At 40.2% G+C, this 18,165-nt stretch carries 14 protein-coding genes; 1 reads left to right on the forward strand and 13 read right to left on the reverse strand.

All coding sequences use genetic code 11. The features are described 5' to 3' along the window. Positions 1-459 precede the first annotated feature (459 nt). Complete coding sequence (locus PAUR_RS00800; RefSeq protein WP_192505944.1) at positions 460-2,643, forward strand: winged helix-turn-helix domain-containing protein; 2,184 nt, start codon at positions 460-462, stop codon at positions 2,641-2,643. A gap of 131 nt (positions 2,644-2,774) precedes the next feature. Here PAUR_RS00800 and PAUR_RS00805 read toward each other — a convergent pair whose 3' ends face one another. The 13 genes from PAUR_RS00805 to PAUR_RS00865 all read right to left on the reverse strand — a co-directional run bounded on the left by PAUR_RS00805 (position 2,775) and on the right by PAUR_RS00865 (position 18,128). Further along, positions 2,775-2,981, reverse strand: a complete 207-nt coding sequence (locus PAUR_RS00805) for a hypothetical protein (RefSeq protein WP_119859938.1) — start codon at positions 2,979-2,981, stop codon at positions 2,775-2,777. A 537-nt stretch (positions 2,982-3,518) separates the two neighbouring features. Next, positions 3,519-4,748, reverse strand: coding sequence for a helix-turn-helix domain-containing protein (locus tag PAUR_RS00810; RefSeq protein WP_192505945.1), 1,230 nt, complete (start codon positions 4,746-4,748; stop codon positions 3,519-3,521). Positions 4,749-5,566: 818 nt separating this feature from the next. Beyond that, positions 5,567-6,058 (reverse strand): hypothetical protein, encoded by a 492-nt coding sequence (locus tag PAUR_RS00815; protein ID WP_192505946.1) that lies wholly within the window; start codon positions 6,056-6,058, stop codon positions 5,567-5,569. A gap of 43 nt (positions 6,059-6,101) precedes the next feature. Further along, the gene (locus PAUR_RS00820; protein ID WP_192505947.1) at positions 6,102-6,740 is read right to left on the reverse strand and encodes a hypothetical protein; all 639 of its coding nucleotides are present in this window, start codon (positions 6,738-6,740) and stop codon (positions 6,102-6,104) included. Positions 6,741-6,743: 3 nt separating this feature from the next. Further along, positions 6,744-6,944 (reverse strand): hypothetical protein, encoded by a 201-nt coding sequence (locus tag PAUR_RS00825; protein ID WP_192505948.1) that lies wholly within the window; start codon positions 6,942-6,944, stop codon positions 6,744-6,746. Between the two features lie 39 nt (positions 6,945-6,983). Further along, positions 6,984-8,222 carry an ATP-grasp domain-containing protein gene (locus PAUR_RS00830; RefSeq protein ID WP_192505949.1) on the reverse strand — a complete coding sequence of 413 codons (1,239 nt, stop codon included), beginning with the start codon at positions 8,220-8,222 and terminating at the stop codon, positions 6,984-6,986. Between the two features lie 37 nt (positions 8,223-8,259). After that, positions 8,260-9,504 (reverse strand): pyridoxal-dependent decarboxylase, exosortase A system-associated, encoded by a 1,245-nt coding sequence (locus tag PAUR_RS00835; protein WP_192505950.1) that lies wholly within the window; start codon positions 9,502-9,504, stop codon positions 8,260-8,262. A gap of 12 nt (positions 9,505-9,516) precedes the next feature. After that, positions 9,517-10,449 (reverse strand): 3-oxoacyl-[acyl-carrier-protein] synthase III C-terminal domain-containing protein, encoded by a 933-nt coding sequence (locus PAUR_RS00840; RefSeq protein WP_192505951.1) that lies wholly within the window; start codon positions 10,447-10,449, stop codon positions 9,517-9,519. Next, a complete protein-coding gene (locus PAUR_RS00845; RefSeq protein ID WP_192505952.1) occupies positions 10,436-11,407 on the reverse strand; it encodes a transglutaminase domain-containing protein in 972 nt (323 codons plus the stop codon). Before PAUR_RS00845 ends, PAUR_RS00840 begins: the two co-directional genes overlap by 14 nt. Further along, positions 11,391-12,344: an alpha/beta hydrolase family protein gene (locus tag PAUR_RS00850; protein ID WP_192505953.1), complete on the reverse strand. Its 954-nt coding sequence runs from the start codon at positions 12,342-12,344 to the stop codon at positions 11,391-11,393. The genes PAUR_RS00845 and PAUR_RS00850 overlap by 17 nt, the downstream gene beginning before the upstream one ends. Positions 12,345-12,360: 16 nt before the next feature. Beyond that, complete coding sequence (locus PAUR_RS00855; protein ID WP_192505954.1) at positions 12,361-13,944, reverse strand: AMP-binding protein; 1,584 nt, start codon at positions 13,942-13,944, stop codon at positions 12,361-12,363. Between the two features lie 4 nt (positions 13,945-13,948). Then, complete coding sequence (locus PAUR_RS00860) at positions 13,949-17,047, reverse strand: efflux RND transporter permease subunit (protein ID WP_192505955.1); 3,099 nt, start codon at positions 17,045-17,047, stop codon at positions 13,949-13,951. A gap of 7 nt (positions 17,048-17,054) precedes the next feature. Next, entirely contained in the window at positions 17,055-18,128 is a 1,074-nt protein-coding gene (locus PAUR_RS00865) for an efflux RND transporter periplasmic adaptor subunit (protein WP_192505956.1), read from the reverse strand. Positions 18,129-18,165: the final 37 nt, after the last annotated feature.

Raw genomic sequence — 18,165 nt, forward strand, 5'->3', positions numbered from 1 at the left:
CAAAAAATATACAACTAGTACAAATAAACACCTAGCCGTCACATCCTCTATCAGCTAGCCACTTATCATACCCCTCTTTTTTATTATCAATACCCTAACATCGCAACCAAACTGATCATATCAATATGAATTGTATTACCCCTTTTCTTTCCAGTTTGCTTTAACCTGCAATGATAATTTATTAATGGTAACCTTTTGAATATAGAGTGCGGGACTACACCCCCTTAATATTCAGAATGTTAGATTACTTTTAAATGATACGTAATAGTGTCGTACCAACAAACTTAATCGGTATTGCGTCAAACGCTTAGTGTTAGCATAACACCGTGCCACCAAATAAAATCGCATTAATATCAAACCGTTGCAATATTTAACTTGGTAGTAATTGCAAGTATGCTAAAGTGCTTTTTCGTTAAATGTACATTTTAATTATTCATTTTCTTTCTTAATAGAGGCTATATGGCAGAGCAATATTGGATTGGTGACTTCTTTATTGACGTTTCTAGAAATCAAATTACCAAAAGTATGCAACCTCAAGTCATTGCACCCAAAGCATTAGCTGTTTTGACCTACTTAGCTGAGAATCAAGGCCAAGTTGTCAGCCATGACGCACTATTAAGCGCTGTTTGGCAAGATACCATTGTATCCACTAACACACTCCAAAGAAGTATCGCACAATTGAGAAAAGCATTAGGGGATGATGGTAAAGGTCAGGCTTATATTAAAACCCATGCCAAACAAGGATACAGTTTAGAATGTGAAGTAAAGTGGCATAAAGATGCTCAACCCACAACATGGCAGGTAAGTAACCCAAGTCCCATACAAGACAATCACACTGATGCCGCATTAGTGAGTAAATCGCCCATTACTGATGTCAAATGCATGCACACAGTACATGACGAACCAAGCGAACATAGTCATGATCCACACCCTTTATCACGCTTGAAGCGCATTTCTCTACCACTTATGCTTTGCATCATCATGCTCATGACTATCGGATACTTCTCGTATACTGCTCAGCAACGCCCAACACTCTCTTTTTCTGAGCTGCGCGCATTAACCGCTACCGACAATAAAGAAAGCGCAGGTATTTATTCACCGGATGGCCAATACATTGTTTTTCATCGTTATTCGCAAGCCTACTGCGTTAACAATATTTGGGCTAAAAATATCGAAACACAACAAGAATTTCGGTTAACCAAAAACTTAGATACATTTGGTAGCCATAGTTTTTCCCATGATGGTAAAACATTGGCTTTTATTCAAAAAATTGACTGCAGCAAACCTATCACTCAAAAAAAATGCTATAAGCTTATGAGTTTGGATTTTCACGAAGCCATTAAGTCTGCTCAATCGCCCCGTCAAATGATGGAATGCAATAACTCAGAAATAAGAACGCCAAGATGGCTAAATAATAATGCCATCGCCTTATTACAAAAAACGTCAGATCGTTGGAAGTTAATTAACTATTCCGTCAGTGACAATACCACTGAAGTTATCTATGAACTCACAAGTGGAAACATAATCTATTATGATTACTCTGTAGCTGACAACCTCTTTGCAGTCACCACGGTGCATGAGGATGGTCATTACTATATAAAAATCTTAGCCACTGATGGACACCTTATTTCCAGTCATCGCATTAAAAAGCCACCTGGCATAAAAAGCTTTAGATTTATTACCCCGAACTTCTCCCCGCTTAAAGAACAACTCGTTTTTAGTACGGGTAAGCAATTGTTTACCTTGAGCTATGATGGTGAAGTACGTCAAGTAAGCTTACCTTTGGATGAACCGATGGGCACGCCCATATTCCATCCGAATGGGGAGCGTATGTTAGTCATTAAAGGATACTACGACAGTGATATCGCCACAAAATCACTGTCTCCAATAGCACAAGAAAACGACCCGTCCATTATTGAACGCTCCAACGTCGGAGAAGCAAATGCTGTGCAACAGCCTCATGGTGAATTGATAGCCTACCGTTCTGAACGCTCTGGTGAAGATCAAATTTGGTTAACTGATGGCAACCACTCAAGACAACTCAGTCAGTTCCCTATGGACACCTATATTTATGGTATTGATTGGTCAGCCGATGGCCAGAGCCTGTTGGTTAATGCCAATAATACCTTAGTAAAAGTCGAGCTTAATTCAGAACATCACCCTTATGTCTTCCCTTTTCAAGTACGACAGCTTTTTCAGTGGGACAGCGATGCGCATAAGGCTTTAGCGCTCGTAAGAGTAAAAGGTATCATAGAGTTTGCAGAGCTTAATTTAACCGACTCGACAATGCGGATCCTCACCGATAAACCTGTTTATTGGGCTGTAAAGAGTGACAATGGTACGCTTGTCTATCTAGACCATATGGAGCGATTTTGGCGTTCCGGACCTATTGAAGACACAATCATTGACGCCCTGAATAATCAAGGTAGCGATACTTATCGCTTTGTAATACAAAACAATACGCTTTATGGCGTTAACGATGACCTACAATTGTGGTCGTACTCGCTTGCAGAAAACCAGTTTAAACACATTGGAGAATTACCTAAAACCTTAGATTATTTAACCGATATCAATCAAACCCAGCTTTTTATGACTTTGAGAATTTCAGCAAAAAAAGAAGTGGCTGAACTCCTTTTAAAATAATGGAGCCGTCGTATAAGGCGATACGCTTGAATGTAAAAAAGCCCAAGCAAACGCTTAGGCTCTTTTACATCTAGTAATACGTAAAATAACTGACTAAAAGACAACTGTCTCTGAGCCTATTCACGATAAACTTACCAGTTTATCTCTACATAATATGATTCATTTGATAACCAGATGCTTACCCGCTCTACATTGGCCGCAAATAAAGTCAGGGCTTGTTTCAATTTTTTTTCTTCAACCTCATGACTATTAAATACCACACTCACACTTGAAAGTTCTTGCTCACTACTCACTTTCATCGCGTTTGAGATACGGTTAGTAATTTCATCAATCTGCATATCACATTCTCATCAGTAAACTGTACTTTATAATTGCTGCCCTCAAGAACCCATTATAGGCACAATTCAAGTTCAGCGACACTAAGTTACTAAGTTACTAAGTTCATTACTACCGATTTTTTCATTTTTAGCAATAAAGTTAATATTTTACCTTTTTGGGATAGCGCTTCCAAAGCCATCACTCTACTTTGCTGAATGTATTTTCTCGCCTGCATCATGGTATTTTTTTAATCGATGTGCACTTAAAAATACACATAAGGCCCATGTCCTTCATTTTCTATTTTTACCCTATTCACCAAGCCTTTCATTTTGTTTGATCATTATTTAATGGCCTTTTCTAAGCTGCAAATCAAGGTGCCACAAAATACTAAAACTGGCCATAAGTAGGGCTAATTAAGATACAGCCAAACATATCGCGAAATGACTGTTGCCTATTAGTTGGCGGTTTATTATTTTACTAGACTGCTCGCATATTTCATCATCTAAGTCGTTCAATAAACAGCGTCCTCCCTATTAACTCCAAAGTTCAAGCTCTCTCTATTTGCTAGCTTTTAATGATGAACAATGCTGTTTGCGAAACTCCCTCGGGCTCAACCCCACCTCTTGTTTAAATGCTTTATAAAAGGAAGACCTAGCATTAAATCCAACTTCAAGTGCCACTTCCAAGATGGTACTTTTATTTTCTAAAATTTTAGGCTTAGCTGCTTCAATACGCCATTGATTAATAAAATCAAAAAAGTTTGTTGATAACGTTTCATTGAGTGTTTGAGAAATGTAATTTGGTGAAATAGTAAGATGCCGTGATAGTTTCTGTAACGATAATGTCGAATCTAAATATAGCGCTTCGGTTTTCATTACCTCATTCATTTTGATAGCAATTCGATTAGCCTGCTCAACACTCAGCGCTGAACGTTGATACTTTTTATTTTCTCTCTCTGCTAACGCTATCTTATTAACCTTTATTGCCTCAGCGCGTTCGTTACACTCTAGCCTATCCTCACCTTGACACAATTCGCGATCACTCTCTTCCTCATATTCCAGTAAGCCAGATTTTTGCTGCAAACCATAATGAGCCGCGCTCCAAATTAATAACAATGACAACACAGCCTCAGCTCTAACATTAAATAGCAAGCTATTCATTATATTAGAATAAAAGGCGGTCGACAGGATCAAAAGCCAAATACTCCCCGCTATGAAAAGCAGCCAATTTAACTCTTTTCCCTCATGATTTGAAAAAGTATCTTTTAATCTCTTTTTATAAAGAATTAAACGGCGCGCAATAAGGTAAGTGGTATAAATACATTGCCCGAGCCAAAGTACCATAATGACTAACAAGCTAATACTAACAACAATCCCGATAAGGGTTGTCGCATCCAGATCATCAATAAATAGTGCCGTATGTTCCTCCTTTGATAGAAACAACATCATCGCGCTCACTAACAATCCAGGTAAAAGCAATGCAAAGTGGCGGCTATGACCTCGGTTTGGCTTCCACCGCTGGTGCGAAGTTATTCCTTCAACATAAAGCCATAAACACGGACATAACAACAAAAAAGTAGGAAACGCCAATGCACTAAAAACCTGATACTCTTCCAAAAATTGAATACGTACAATCGGCACCATGGCTAAAACACCACATGCTAATAGAAACAATGCGAGTGGTAAATTCACAGGTAAATGCTTCACCTTCCCAAGTAATACTGGAACGCTTAACAACACCTGCCCAACCATTACTAAAGTCAATACCAGTATTACTGGATCAATCAAACCTTACGCCCTACTAAAATAGCAATAAAAACAAAGCACTGATTATATTTATTTTAATTAAAATAAACATAAAAATGTCCACGCTTGCAGTCAAAGATGACAATAAAAGTTAAAAACTATACCAAGGCAACCTTCAGCGAACATGACAATCTCAAACATTATATGTGAGCAGCCTTAATGATGCTCAATCAGTGCACACCACTTTTGCAGTTTATTTAGTCGCTTACTTAGATTAGTGATTAGCGCTTAATAACAATTAAAAAAGGGAGTTGTAAGTGTAGACTGGGCAATAAAAAACCCGAATATTGCTATTCGGGCTTTTTATTACATGATTTGAACTACAGATATTTGGGTTAAAACCCGCTTACATCATGCCGCCCGCACAAAGATTAAACCATTGTTTTTATTTAGTTATTAACAGAGTAAAAAGTGGTAACACCCCACTTTATACCCCTAGGAGAAAATAAAAGATAAATTTAGTTATCTATGTTAAAAATTAAAAAGCCAAAACTTAAACGGTAGTAAACCTACTCACTTCCTTCATATGGGGCATTAGCACAGCAAGTAGCGTTCAAAGTAAGGGCAGCAGTCAAGCAAAAGCCAACAAGCGTCGCAAGCGCATAATATGAAAGTCAAAGAGGCATTTACCTAGAGCAAAGAGCAAAACGGTGCCAGGCGTATTCAAGCCGAGCTTGAAGTGTACTAGCTTAACAAAGTGTCCAGTTTGGCTGGTTCAGATCAAATATCTAATTGCCAATCAATGCATCTAGCGCAAACACACTAAATGCATAAAGCTCAGCTTGGCTACAGCTAAAAACTTATGGCTCAAAGCCACAGCGCCATACTCGCACTGTTTTTTGCTCAGTTCTACAATTTGTTTCTACTGTTCGTATGTGATTCGTGGTTTTGAGCTGATCACTCACTAAATTCAAGCTTCCGCTATATGAATACCAATCTACGCTTCTTGAACCATCTGAGCGAGTATACCAATAAGTTCCACTCTCAGTTTCCCATGTAGATAATGGGCAACTCGTAGCTGAATTTAGGACACTACTAACTGACTTGACTGATACTGATGGCAAATAAAAGTCAGGCTTATTCCATAAATGCCCGAGTTGGAGCATCCCCGAATAACCACAGTGCCTTTTAGTCACAGTATAGTTTTCCATTACCCTATCACATACTCGAACATTGCGAGTGATTTCTTCCCAATACCCACTACCTCTATCACACGATTCCATGCGAGCTTGTGCAGAATTGACTCCTACTAATAGCAAAGCCGCCAACGCTGTTACTGGCAAGTTTTTCATAATTTTCCTTTTTTATTTATAATGTTAAAGTTATCAAACACCATTAAAGATTAATGCTTTTTAGTTGTTCATCGGTGAAAAGCGCTTTGATTTGGTTTAACTTGTCAAAATCAATTCGTGCCTGCAAGTTTGCATATGGACTACCTGCCATTCCCAATTTAATTTGTTTTGGCAAAGCATAAGCCTCTGCTGATAGTCGCTTAACGTCTTCTTTTTGATAATCACTTAGACCCACACGTTTAAGAGTATTAATAAGCATGCTGCGTTTTTGCATCACAATGAGCTCCGCTTGCTTTTGTTCATATCGCTGATATTGTTCAAGCTGATCTACACTCAAAGTGTTTTTCAAAGCATTTTGATACTCTGAACTATTATTAACCATTTGCTCTTCATAACGCTGTTGGTAATACTCAGTGTCATCCGCATTAAATGTCGCGGACTTTGAAAACAGTTGCCAAGCCTCAAAGTCTGCTTGAGCTTTCTCTTTCAAAAGCTCTTCTAGCTTACTTTGCTGCAGAGGTTCCAAGTTCAATTGATGACTCAAAGAAAACACTGTGGGTTTTACAGAAAAGAGATTTATTCCACCTTGCACTTCCGAAAGTTCGGGTATGGTCGTACTCACTTCTGTATCAACGCCATCCGCTGATATTCCGTCTAGGCCTTCATTATTCTGCGCTAACACAGGCTAGTTAAGTAACTCTACTTCTTGTCTAAGCGCGATATTTACTTTTGACAATTCCGAGATTTGTTTTTCCAAGGTTGTCACTCGTTTTTGCTCTTTTAATGATTGAGCAACACTTTCAACTTCACTGGAACTCATCCAGTAAAATGACGCCAAAAATAAGCCCAATAAAAAAGACATAAACAATCGGATAACCCCCATCAACAACTCTCCTGTATTAATAAAAAACTATGCATGCCACCTTCACGATGACACTAACTGCAGTGTTCGAATGTAATTAATGTCTTTCGTAAGTTCTTCGAAATCACTATGAGTTAGCATAAAAGTCACTGCAGCCTGCTGTTGTAGATCTTTTGCCGTTTGTTCTATCCACTCACCAAGTTTTACCGTCATTTCGAATTTGTAGCAGCTACTGGGGCATACAGACTCATCCATAATAACTGTCCCCTGCTTACGTGGTAAATCAATCCAAGCGCTATATGCATGCAGTGATGTTGAAACATCGTTAGAGCTCTGAGCAGAGCGTAGTTTGATATGTGCTTCTTCAATATTGAAGCCGTAGCTATTTAGGTATAAATGGGCAGCTTCACCACCAGGGGGCCTTATGTGGCTTTCAAGGAAAACGATTTCTTTAGATAACGTCACAAAACATTCTGTATGTACAGCACCTGATGGTGGTTGCATAGCATTTATGACTGAGGCATGAAACTCACCTAGAGCCTGACTCAACTCATCCTCTTTTGGCATACAAACAAGGCCATGAGCTTTGCCGGCCGATACATCAATTATCGGACTGATATTTGAACAAACTGAACTCCAAATAATACGACCATTTTCAACGAGCGCATCACAGGTATAAAGCTCACCTTCAATAAACTCATCTATTTCATATGTATTTCTATCTCGGATACCACTAGACCAAACAGCCCAATCTTGAAGCTCCTCAATAGAATGGATTTTCTGCACATCAATGCTACCCATCCCATCTACCGGTTTGGCAATCATAGGAAATTCAAGGTGACGAGCTACCCCAAGGCAATACAACCCCCCTTGTTCACGAAATTTAGCTTTATCAAAAACCTGATACTTCGGAACACGAATTCCATGCTTAGATAAACATTCCTTTGCAGCTACCTTATCACTAAAAGCAGCAATATTTTTTTCGTCATAATGAGGTGCTGTTTTAGAGAAGGCTCTGTAAAGCTCTAATGCCATTGCTTCTGATGATTCATCATTTGTAATTACAGCAATGTCAGAAAAGTTATCCCTCACATTTTTTGTATTCAAGAAGCACGATATGGATGTCAAAGAGAAATCTTCCATTACTTCAACATGAGAAAAACTCTTTAAGTTTTTTTCCTTTATACGGGGAAAGCAAAGTTCACTCACTACCAACCAATAGCAATGCTCTTTATCTTCTTTTAGCTTTGCTAGGTCAGATCGGAAAATGTTCTTTCCACACAATAGTACAATTAGTTTCACTATAATTTCCTTTTGATAAATCGGTGGCACTAACCAGTTAGATCAAAAACTCGATTGGCATAGGGTGGCTAAGAAAGTGGTGAGGGCTAGCTGTATAACCATAAGCACCTGATTGGTATATGATTACGTAATCACCGACGTCTGCTTTTTGCAACTCCATATTGCTTGCCATCAAGTCTAGGGGTGTACACAATGGGCCAACTATAGAAACCTTTTCGACTTCTGCGGAGTAACTGTTACTCACAACTTTCACAGGGTAATTTTTACGGATCACCTGTCCAAAGTTTCCTGACACGGCGAGATGATGATGCATGCCACCATCCACAACTAAAAAAGTCTTTTCTCGCGATACTTTTTTATCGATAATTTTTGAAATGTAATAACCCGACTCACCAACAATAAATCTCCCCAACTCACTGATAACCTTGCATTTTGGATATGTCCCATGCCACTTTTCTAACTCAATTCTAATTACTTCGGCAATATGACTAATGTCGAGTTCTTCATCACCAGGAAAATAAGGGATCCCCAAGCCGCCACCAATATTAAGATGGCGAATGTTAATGCCAGACTCTTGTGTTAGGCGATTAGCGAGCTCAAAAGTTTGAGTTATGATCCCTTCCAATGCTGTGATATTTAAATTTTGTGAACCCGAAAAGATATGAAATCCAATAATGTCTGATTGGCATTTATGGCGCTTGATTACATCACTTACTATTTCTGCATCGATACCAAATTGCTGCGATCCGCCTCCCATTTGCATACCTGCACCTGACACTTTAAAATCGGGATTAACTCGTAATGCTAGCTTAAGAGGCTTATTCAAAGATTCGTTTAACATGTAAATACGAGATAACTCATTTTCCGACTCAACATGCAAAACAATACCAGCACATATCGCAGCCTTAAGTTCTGCGTCTGTTTTTCCTGGTCCTGCCATGCTTATATGCTCTGGTGATATACCGCTGGCAAGCGCTACACGTAATTCTTTATGACTTGCGATATCTAGCCCATCAACTCTAGGGGCTACAAAATCTACTACCGCAGGCATTGGGTTTGCTTTCATGGCATAGTGAATCTTTAGACTGTCGGGCATAACACGACGTAAGTACGCAATTCTTTCGCCTAGTTTCTCTTTATCGTATACGTAAAAAGGGGTTTGACCTGCTAATTCAATTAAGTCAGCTAGCGTATAGCGGCCAACTTTAAACGTTTTTGACATTACTGTGTCAAACAAACTCCCTTGGGGAAACATGTTTGCCGGTGTTACCACATGGTTCATAATCTATTCCTTCTAATATTTAATTACTGCAGCACCAAACACACCACCCACACCAGCCGTTACTAACAAGCATAGGTCGCCTTTTTTGACTAAATTATTCGTTTTAATATCGTGGTAGTTGATAATGAGATCTGAGCCAAAACAATGGCCAATCAAAGGTATGTTGCTCAGGTATATTTTCTCTAACGGAAAAGGGAGATTGGTTGCTATCTTTTTCCACACATTTATATTGACGTTATGAGGTGCAATATAGCTTACATCTTCTAAGGTCACGCCCGCATCTGCAAGCGCAGCGTCTATAACTGTACGAAAATAATCAACTAGGTATTTGTTATACGCCTCTTCAGATTCTGTTGTATCCCAAATCCCCCTAAAGTAGCGGCCTTGGGTATGTGTCGCTAGCCCTAAAAGTTGATCACTATCTCCATCCAAACTTATCAAAATAGCAGTGGCACTATCACCACATATCCCAGCATCAATTAGCCTCATCTCTTTGGTATCCGCCACTTCTCCTAATAATAATAGGGCTTTCGAACCTTTTGGATGAAGCTTGAGCAGTTTTCTTAACATGTTAAGAGAAGAAATCAGTGACACACATTTATTTGATTGTGTACCAAATGAAATACAATTCTTCGCGCCTAATTTACGCTGTAGCGCGGTAGGTAGCGAATCCCCATGAACACCGATTTGCTGTCCAGTATGAGCGTGAATAATGTATCTAATATCCTGAATATCGACTTGCTCTCTCTTCACTAAATCCACCGCCGAAGACATCAAATACAGCCGCTCAGTTTGATTAGACGAGATCACTGGACACTTTCGAAACCCATACATACGGCTATAAACAATCGACGTTCTTCTATCAATTCCTAGTTCTTCAAAATCATGAGCAATATCTAAACGTCGTTCAGGGAGCGATATGTTCATAGCATCAAGCGATAGCATAATGACACCTCCCTTCTTCTGGAATTCCGGCAATTATTTCATCTATGCACCTATTATTTGGTGCATATAGGTAATCCCCATTTAAAGGGCTAGAACATCGTATTAATTGCGGCAAACGAAGGTTAACGTCCTCATATACAAATCGCTCAAGTGCTTGTATGTCAATATCATAACTCGTGCATAGCTTTGCTAATTTATCTAACTGTGATAATTCAAATGGTTCTGATGGAGCTTGACCAAACCGCTCTCTGAGAGCATATCCCCACGCATCCCACATCAGCGGCTCTCTGCCTAATAAGCTAGATGCATCTTGCATCATTAAGTTTCGGATCAAGCACAAACCGATAGCGCCGTCTAGACGCAATCCACTGAATGCTCTTGCAGCCTTAATATCATGATTTACTTTTAACCACGCTTGTCCCGCCGTATAAAATTGTTCATCCGCCAAATCCGTAGGATCACAGCCTCGGATATTAAAGCGGTGCATTTTTTCTTCACTCAAACGCGGATCACATGTTTTCCATCGACTTGTCACATCACACCAATATTGAACAAATATATGGTCAAGAAGTGGTTTAGTTGTATCCATCCCAAAATGGGTAAAGCCATAACGCAGCCGACAGGCAATCCCTTTGTGGCGTAGGATACTACACAGCAAAACGCCACCATCCCGACATGTGCCAAATAATCTCTGTGCTCTTAACTTGGAAGTTAACAAAGAGTCATCGCAGTGAGTCACTATGGCGCGAAGCATATTCTTTGCATAGCGACTATCAACCTCGTGACTACGCTCTGGTGGCAAACTAATTCCTTTGTCTAAAATATCAACTTTATAATGTGCAATTTGGTTATCCAATATGCCTATTAGTGACATTATGTCGTTTGGTAATTCATCGAAATAAGTCGACCACCTACTAGGGTCTGTAACCGAAGTTTGTTGTTTATAGTATTTGTTCATATAGCTCTCTTTTTACTTTAGCCATAGGTGAGGTCCATGCAGTCATAAAGGGCTTTGCTGTGTACTTGTTTAGTACGAAACCAGCAAAAAACCCCAGTGTTTTCTTAATCAGGAGTTTGTGTACATCTTGCCGAGATACATACCTATCCGTACAAAACTGCGGATAGAGTTTTTGAAATACCTTGGGACTTGGATGGTTGTAAACAAAGTGTCCGCATTGCTTTAAGCAATGGATGTAAGACATATCTGGAAAGATGTGCTTATAATTTTTAGGAGGCCCAAAAGTTCGAGCGTCTTCAAGTTCGGAATACACCATACCAACTTCGGCTTTCCCGTCTAATAAACACAACTCCAACACATCAGACAGTGCCGGATCCAACAACAAAAATTTATGGAATCGCCTGTCACGTACTTGTTTAAAATCTACCTTTTCATTAGCACCGTGTACCCCTGCGAATTCCTTGTGACGTAAGAAGTTGGGTTGCGCCCCTGCAAGCAGTGCTCCCGCAAAACCACCGATAGAGTGTCCGATAAAGCCAACATGTTTCAGATCAATAACACTGCTAAACTGCTCATTTTTCGATAAGAAGCTCAGCACAGAAGAGCACAGGCCACTTCTACGCCATATTTGTTCACGTTCAGCGGTCAACGCTTCCATTTGTGGAGCCACAACCACAAGTCCGCATTGTGCAAGTGCTTGTGCAAGATATGCATGACTATATCGGTTAGCTTCACTTCCATGCATCAACACTATTAACGGGAAACGCCCAGGAGCAGTCGGAGCATTTGGGGAAGCGAGCGACTGATAAACTCCCAGATAGGGCTGACTAGGAATATGCGTGTGTGTTGGATACCAAAGTGCAGCGATATTCACTCCAACTTGGTCCCGCCACTGTATTTCTTTTACACCGCAAAGATATTGCTGATTAATGCTCACCACCATCACTCCCAGCCTATGCCTGCTGTACTTGCTTATTATGCGTTGAGGCCAAGCTCAGCTGCTTTTTTAAAGCGGGATAGTCAATCTTAAGACTTTTTGTGAGTGGAATATCTTGCAGGTACACTTTGGAAGGCCACATATATTCTGGCATATGTTTGCGACACGCTTCTTTAATTGCACTACTGCTTAAATCTGATCCTGATACAAAAGCGACCAAGCCACCGCATACATTTGCATCGAGGATCGGCCACCCGACCACAGCTAGCGACTCAATACCACAAGCTTGGCGCATCAACATCTCAACTTCTAAGCGCTCTACCCGATAACCTCTAACTTGCAATTGGTCATCACATCGGCCTGTAAATTGAAAGCCATCATGCTCGGTTCGCACTGCTAAGTCGCCTGAACGATACCAAACCCCATCTCTTTGTGGAAAAGTGACAAACCTAAGTAAGGTTTGCGCTTCATTGTTGTAATAACCCTCTACAACTTGGCTACCACCAATAAATATTTCTCCTTTATCACCATCACTCACTTGTTGGAAATTAGCATCCAACAAGACTATCTCTTGCCCTGGAAATGGAACTCCAATAGGTACAATGTCCGAGGCATTATCTCGCATAGACCAAACATAGCAGGTCATCGCTATAGTACATTCTGTGGGGCCATAGATATTGCATATCTCACCGTTAGGTGCAGCTTTGTGCCATGCTCTTGCTAACGACTCAGGTAATGGCTCTCCACAAAACAGTGTATATTTTAGTTTTTCAAATCGACCTTCCGTTAATAGGTTCAAATCGTTCAGATTAATGCCAGTAGTCGGCACGGATAACCAAAATGTAATCTCGTGTTCTGCTAGATATTGAGGAATTTTGAAAAATGCATTTTCAGGCACAGCATATAAGCTGGCCCCTACACTCCACGCCAAAAAAATATCATGTACAGATAAGTCAAATGTATAACTGTTAAGCTGTATTACTCGGTCACTTTCATCTGGATTAAAAAGTTCAATCGCACCACGCAGGTATTCTTGAACATTTTCATGACTTACCATGACACCTTTAGGAACCCCTGTACTGCCTGATGTAAACATGAGGTAAGCGTTTTCGTTGTTAAAAGTATCAAAATGAGCTAGTTCACCACCCACTAGCTGCTCTTTACCCACAACCTGCAGATTCAATAACGACTGACCAAATGCACTCGTGCTTAATGATGGAAAGACAACCTGGGTGCCAAGTTTCAGCTTAGATGCAATATGCATATCTTTTGCTTCACTGGACGTATCAATAATGAAACAATCAGAATCAATAACATTGAGTACCCGCTCCAGCACACTATCAGGAGAGTTAGGGCAAATTGGAACATAAGTTTTGTCAGCTAAGAGCGCAGCCAAAATGCCAACGTACCTATTAATATTTTTTTCACAGACCAACACACAAAATGGTGATGTCGTTTTGACTAATTGATCTGCTACGGGTAATACAAGTTCTAAGAGTTGCCTGTATGAGAAATAACGACCGTCTACAAACAAAGCGACGCGCTCCTTATACTTCTCTGCATTTTTTAGAAAGTTCTTTGCTAATGACTGCTTATACATAACCTTAATTCCTAGTTCCTGACTTGGTTGTATGTGAATGTCCCAGCGTAACCTCACATTGTTTTTCATTTGTAAGACGCATCCGTAATCCGTTAATGCCTAAATAAATAGCGGGTAAAATAATGAGGGTCAGCACGGTACCAAATGCCATTCCCCAAATAATGACTCCCCCCATTTGCTCGCGCCCAACAGCACCCGGACCAGACGAGAAATACAAGGGTAAAGCGCCTAAAACCATTGAAAGGGTCGTCATGAAAATTGCTCTAAACCTCATCACTGCGGCTTGCGTAATTGCAACTTTGTGGTCAACTAATTGTTGAGCTCTAAACACTTCCGCCTGCTTGACTATCAAAATGCCATGTTTGCCAATTAGTCCTAACACAGTTAGCACCGCAATTTGGGTGAAGATATTGAGTGATTGGCCCGTCACATAAAGGTATGTAAAGCAACCGAATAATGATAATGGCGTACTACTAAGGAGGATGATCAACGGATCACTCCCTCTGCCATATAAAAAGATGAGCACCAAGAAGACTGACATGATTCCTAAACCAAAGGTCAGTACAGTTTGGTCTTGTTGTTGAATTAATTGCCGCGTTTCTCCAGCGTAATCCAAATCTACATCGAATGGATTTATATTCGCTAGCGCTTGTTCAGACAACCGCAGTGCTTGCTCCATTGAAGTATGAGGCAACAACACTCCGGAGATCATAACTGCATTTCGACCTTGAAACGTTTTGATAGCAGAAGGGCGAACTTGAAGCTCTACTCTCGCAAAGCTAGATAAAGGTATTAATTCGCCATTTTTACTACGTACGTGCGTATTTAATAAATCGTTATCAATATTAAACTGATGCTTTGGCTCCACCATGGGTACAACCTGGTAACTGTTCGTCCCAAATGTAGCCATTTGCACATGACGATCTGAATATAATAAAGAAAGCGTGGTTGCAAGCTCGTCAGTATCAACCTCCAAACGACGAGCCATTTCTTTGTCTATCTTAATTTCATAATAGGCAGATTCATATTTGAGATCTTTGAATACAAAAGCAAACTGGCCACTTCTACGTAACTGAGAAAGCAAAGCGTCCGTTATTCTATCTAAACTTTTATAATCCTGCTCTTTGTGTTTAACAACTATTTGAAACGGCAAGCCGGTACTATCTGGTAAATAAGATGGAGAGATAGCAATAGCTCGTAGACCCGTTATGCTTTTTAGCTTAGCGCTCAACTCTTGCTGAATTTGAGTGCTTGTTCTTTGGCGTTCATACCAAGATTTTAAGCGAACGTAAGAAACAAATTGGTTGTGAGTTGGGTTGCCTGTGATGTAGTTAAAGTTCTCAACTTCGTCAATAGACCGTAAAACCCTCTCAAGCTCATTCATATAGCCATTAACATAAAGGTTACTTTTTGAAGATTGCACCGAGCCGAATACAATGAGCATGCCTTGATCTTCTGCTGGCGCAGTCTCTTTAACAACCTTTGAAGGCAAATAAAAAGCGACTCCACATGCCAACACCCATACCAAAATTAGCCATCGATAATGTCGAACCGCGCCAGTCAGCATATACTGATAGCCTTTTTTTAAGTAAGTAAAGTTCGCTTCAAGTAGCCGGCTAACTCCATTACTACGCTGCTGCTCTTTAACCAGCAATAAACATAAAGTCGGTGTCAACATTACAGCAATAAACCCTGAAATGATCACCGACCCAGCCAAAGTCACTGCAAACTCAGTGAACAACTCTTCAATCACGCCTCCTACGAACATAATTGGCACATAGATTATTGAGAATGTTGCAGTTACAGCGATGATTGGTTTCAATATTTCAGTTGTACCATCCACAACCGCACTGTATAAAGGCTCCGAAGCCTCTAAACGCATTAGAATATTCTCATACACCACAATGGCATCATCCACCACAATGCCAATAGCAAGAACCATGGCGAGTAATGTTAAACTATTGAGAGAATAGCCAAGTAACAGCAATACAATCGCAATGCTGAGTAATGACAGTGGAATAGTTACAATTGGGATAACAACACTTTGAATATTTCCGGTACATACGTAGAGCATAATAAATACAATCAACAAAGAAAGAAGCATCGTATGAATAACTTCTTCCAACGACCCTGCTATATACTCTGAACTATCGACGATTACATCAGCTTGTAAATCATATGGAAATTGATTCGATAGTTCCTTTAACGTTCTTTTTATTTGCTCTGCGGCTTCGATGGGGTTGTGTCGAGGATCAAATTTGACACTCACTACGGTTGAGTTTACCCCTTTATAAATAGAGCGACGGTTACTATCTGCACTACCAAGCTCCACTTTTGCTACATCTGACAATCGAACTACACCTTGTTTCGTATCAGATAATTGAATATTAGCGAGCTCATCAATACTAGTTGCAGCTGTATTTACATCTATATTAAAATGTATGTTGCTATTTTTTAAGCTGCCAGCAGTAGGTTGTATATTATGCTGATGCAATGCATCCAACACATCCGTAACACTCATATTATGCGCTAGCAATAGCTTTGGTTTAAACCAAATACGCGCTGTATAACGATCGCCAAGTACACGAGCCCAGCTAACCCCATCAATCGACTCTAACTTTGGTTTAATTATTCGAGTCAAATACTCGGAAGTTTGTGCTGAGTGCATTTGAGCACTGTAAAATGCTAACGCAAAATCTGGTGCTCGCTCTGGCTCAATGAGTTGTACCGTTGGAGGTTCAAGATCAACAGGCAGGCCTACCGCAGACTTAACTTGCTGTAAGACATTCACAAATACATGCTGATAGTCAGCCCCTAACCTCAAATGCACGGTAACGCTGGCATAACCCATTGCCGACATACTACTGATATAATCGATGTCCGCCGTTTTTTCTATCGACTCTTGTAAGATAGACGTTACTCGACTATCCATTACATCGCTGCTAGCCCCTGGATAGAAAGCACTCACATTAACGCTATACATCGTAGTTTCAGGAAACAGTCTGAGAGGCAACTTCCCTATTGAGAATAATCCTGCAATCATCAAAATAACGAAGATGGAAAACGTTGCTGCAGGTTTTTTGACAAAATACTCTACAAACATAAGATCCTCACAAACGCGCCTTGTTAAGTACATTAACAGCGAGCCCTGGATACAGCTTGCTTTGTCCAGCTATCACTACTTCTTGGTTTTCAGAAAGTCCCGATAGCACAACAATGTCTTCTCCAATCCTTTCACCTGTTCGGATAAACTGATTGGTCACCACACCTTGCTCTAAAACAAAAAGTGACTCGCCGTAAGAGCTAAATTTAATGGCTTGTTCTGGCACAACCAACACTTGCTCATGATGATCTTTTACAATCGCGACATCTACCGCATCACCGGGTATAAACCCTCGAGAATCATCTAAATAAGCTCGTACATTCAAACCCAGGCTCTTCGCATTTACACTAGTATCAAGTACCTTGATAAGCGCGCTCGATGAATGACCATGCTGACTGCTTACTTGTACTTTTTGACCATAGCTAATTGCCGTAATGAAAGACCGAGGAACAACAAAATCTATATATAGCTGGTCACGGTTTTGCAAAGGCATAATGCCTTTACCAGCTTGGATATGCTCACCTAATTGAGTATCAAATACACCTACAATCCCTGAAAATGGCGCACTTATATGATGTAAGCGGATCTGCTCTCGTTTTGCTTCTAATCTTGCTTTCACTTGCTCATACTGAGCCATTACTTTATCGAGTTCCGCCAAAGAGGAAAGTGACTTTTCAGCCAACTGGGCTTCACGCTCAAAGTTCAGTTTTGCCAACATTAAATCGGCCTCTAACATCTTTTTTTCCGCATTCAAAACACCAGACTCAAGTGAGATAATTACTTGGCCCTCGGTAACTTGCTGCCCAGAGCTAACATGCACTGCTTTTATAACTCCTGATACTTGACTGGTTAGCATGATGTTTCTGTTCGACTTAACCGTCCCCAGCACTGATATTTTTGTTATGTTATTAATGTAACGACTACGAGCACTTTCAACAGTGACAGCACTACGTATTGGCTTTTGTGATTGTTGTTTTTCTGTTTTTTTAGCCTGTGCAGCAACCGGATTAAGTGTCCAAGCAGTGATCACAAATATCAATAAGCTTGCAAACCACTTAAACAATAGCGGTACATTTTTCATCTTATCCTCCTTAATTCATGTCTACCAAGTAGACATA

Source organism: Pseudoalteromonas aurantia 208, from assembly GCF_014858725.1.
Lineage (GTDB): Bacteria > Pseudomonadota > Gammaproteobacteria > Enterobacterales > Alteromonadaceae > Pseudoalteromonas > Pseudoalteromonas aurantia.

Excerpts from the sequence above, each read along its gene's own strand:
- PAUR_RS00800 (WP_192505944.1), top strand. The coding sequence starts at position 460 with ATGGCAGAGCAATATTGGATTGGTGACTTCTTTATTGACGTTTCTAGA.
- PAUR_RS00805 (WP_119859938.1), bottom strand. The coding sequence starts at position 2,981 with ATGCAGATTGATGAAATTACTAACCGTATCTCAAACGCGATGAAAGTG.
- PAUR_RS00815 (WP_192505946.1), bottom strand. The coding sequence starts at position 6,058 with ATGAAAAACTTGCCAGTAACAGCGTTGGCGGCTTTGCTATTAGTAGGA.
- PAUR_RS00835 (WP_192505950.1), bottom strand. The coding sequence starts at position 9,504 with ATGAACCATGTGGTAACACCGGCAAACATGTTTCCCCAAGGGAGTTTG.
- PAUR_RS00840 (WP_192505951.1), bottom strand. The coding sequence starts at position 10,449 with ATGCTATCGCTTGATGCTATGAACATATCGCTCCCTGAACGACGTTTA.
- PAUR_RS00845 (WP_192505952.1), bottom strand. The coding sequence starts at position 11,407 with ATGAACAAATACTATAAACAACAAACTTCGGTTACAGACCCTAGTAGG.
- PAUR_RS00855 (WP_192505954.1), bottom strand. The coding sequence starts at position 13,944 with ATGTATAAGCAGTCATTAGCAAAGAACTTTCTAAAAAATGCAGAGAAG.
- PAUR_RS00860 (WP_192505955.1), bottom strand. The coding sequence starts at position 17,047 with ATGTTTGTAGAGTATTTTGTCAAAAAACCTGCAGCAACGTTTTCCATC.
- PAUR_RS00865 (WP_192505956.1), bottom strand. The coding sequence starts at position 18,128 with ATGAAAAATGTACCGCTATTGTTTAAGTGGTTTGCAAGCTTATTGATA.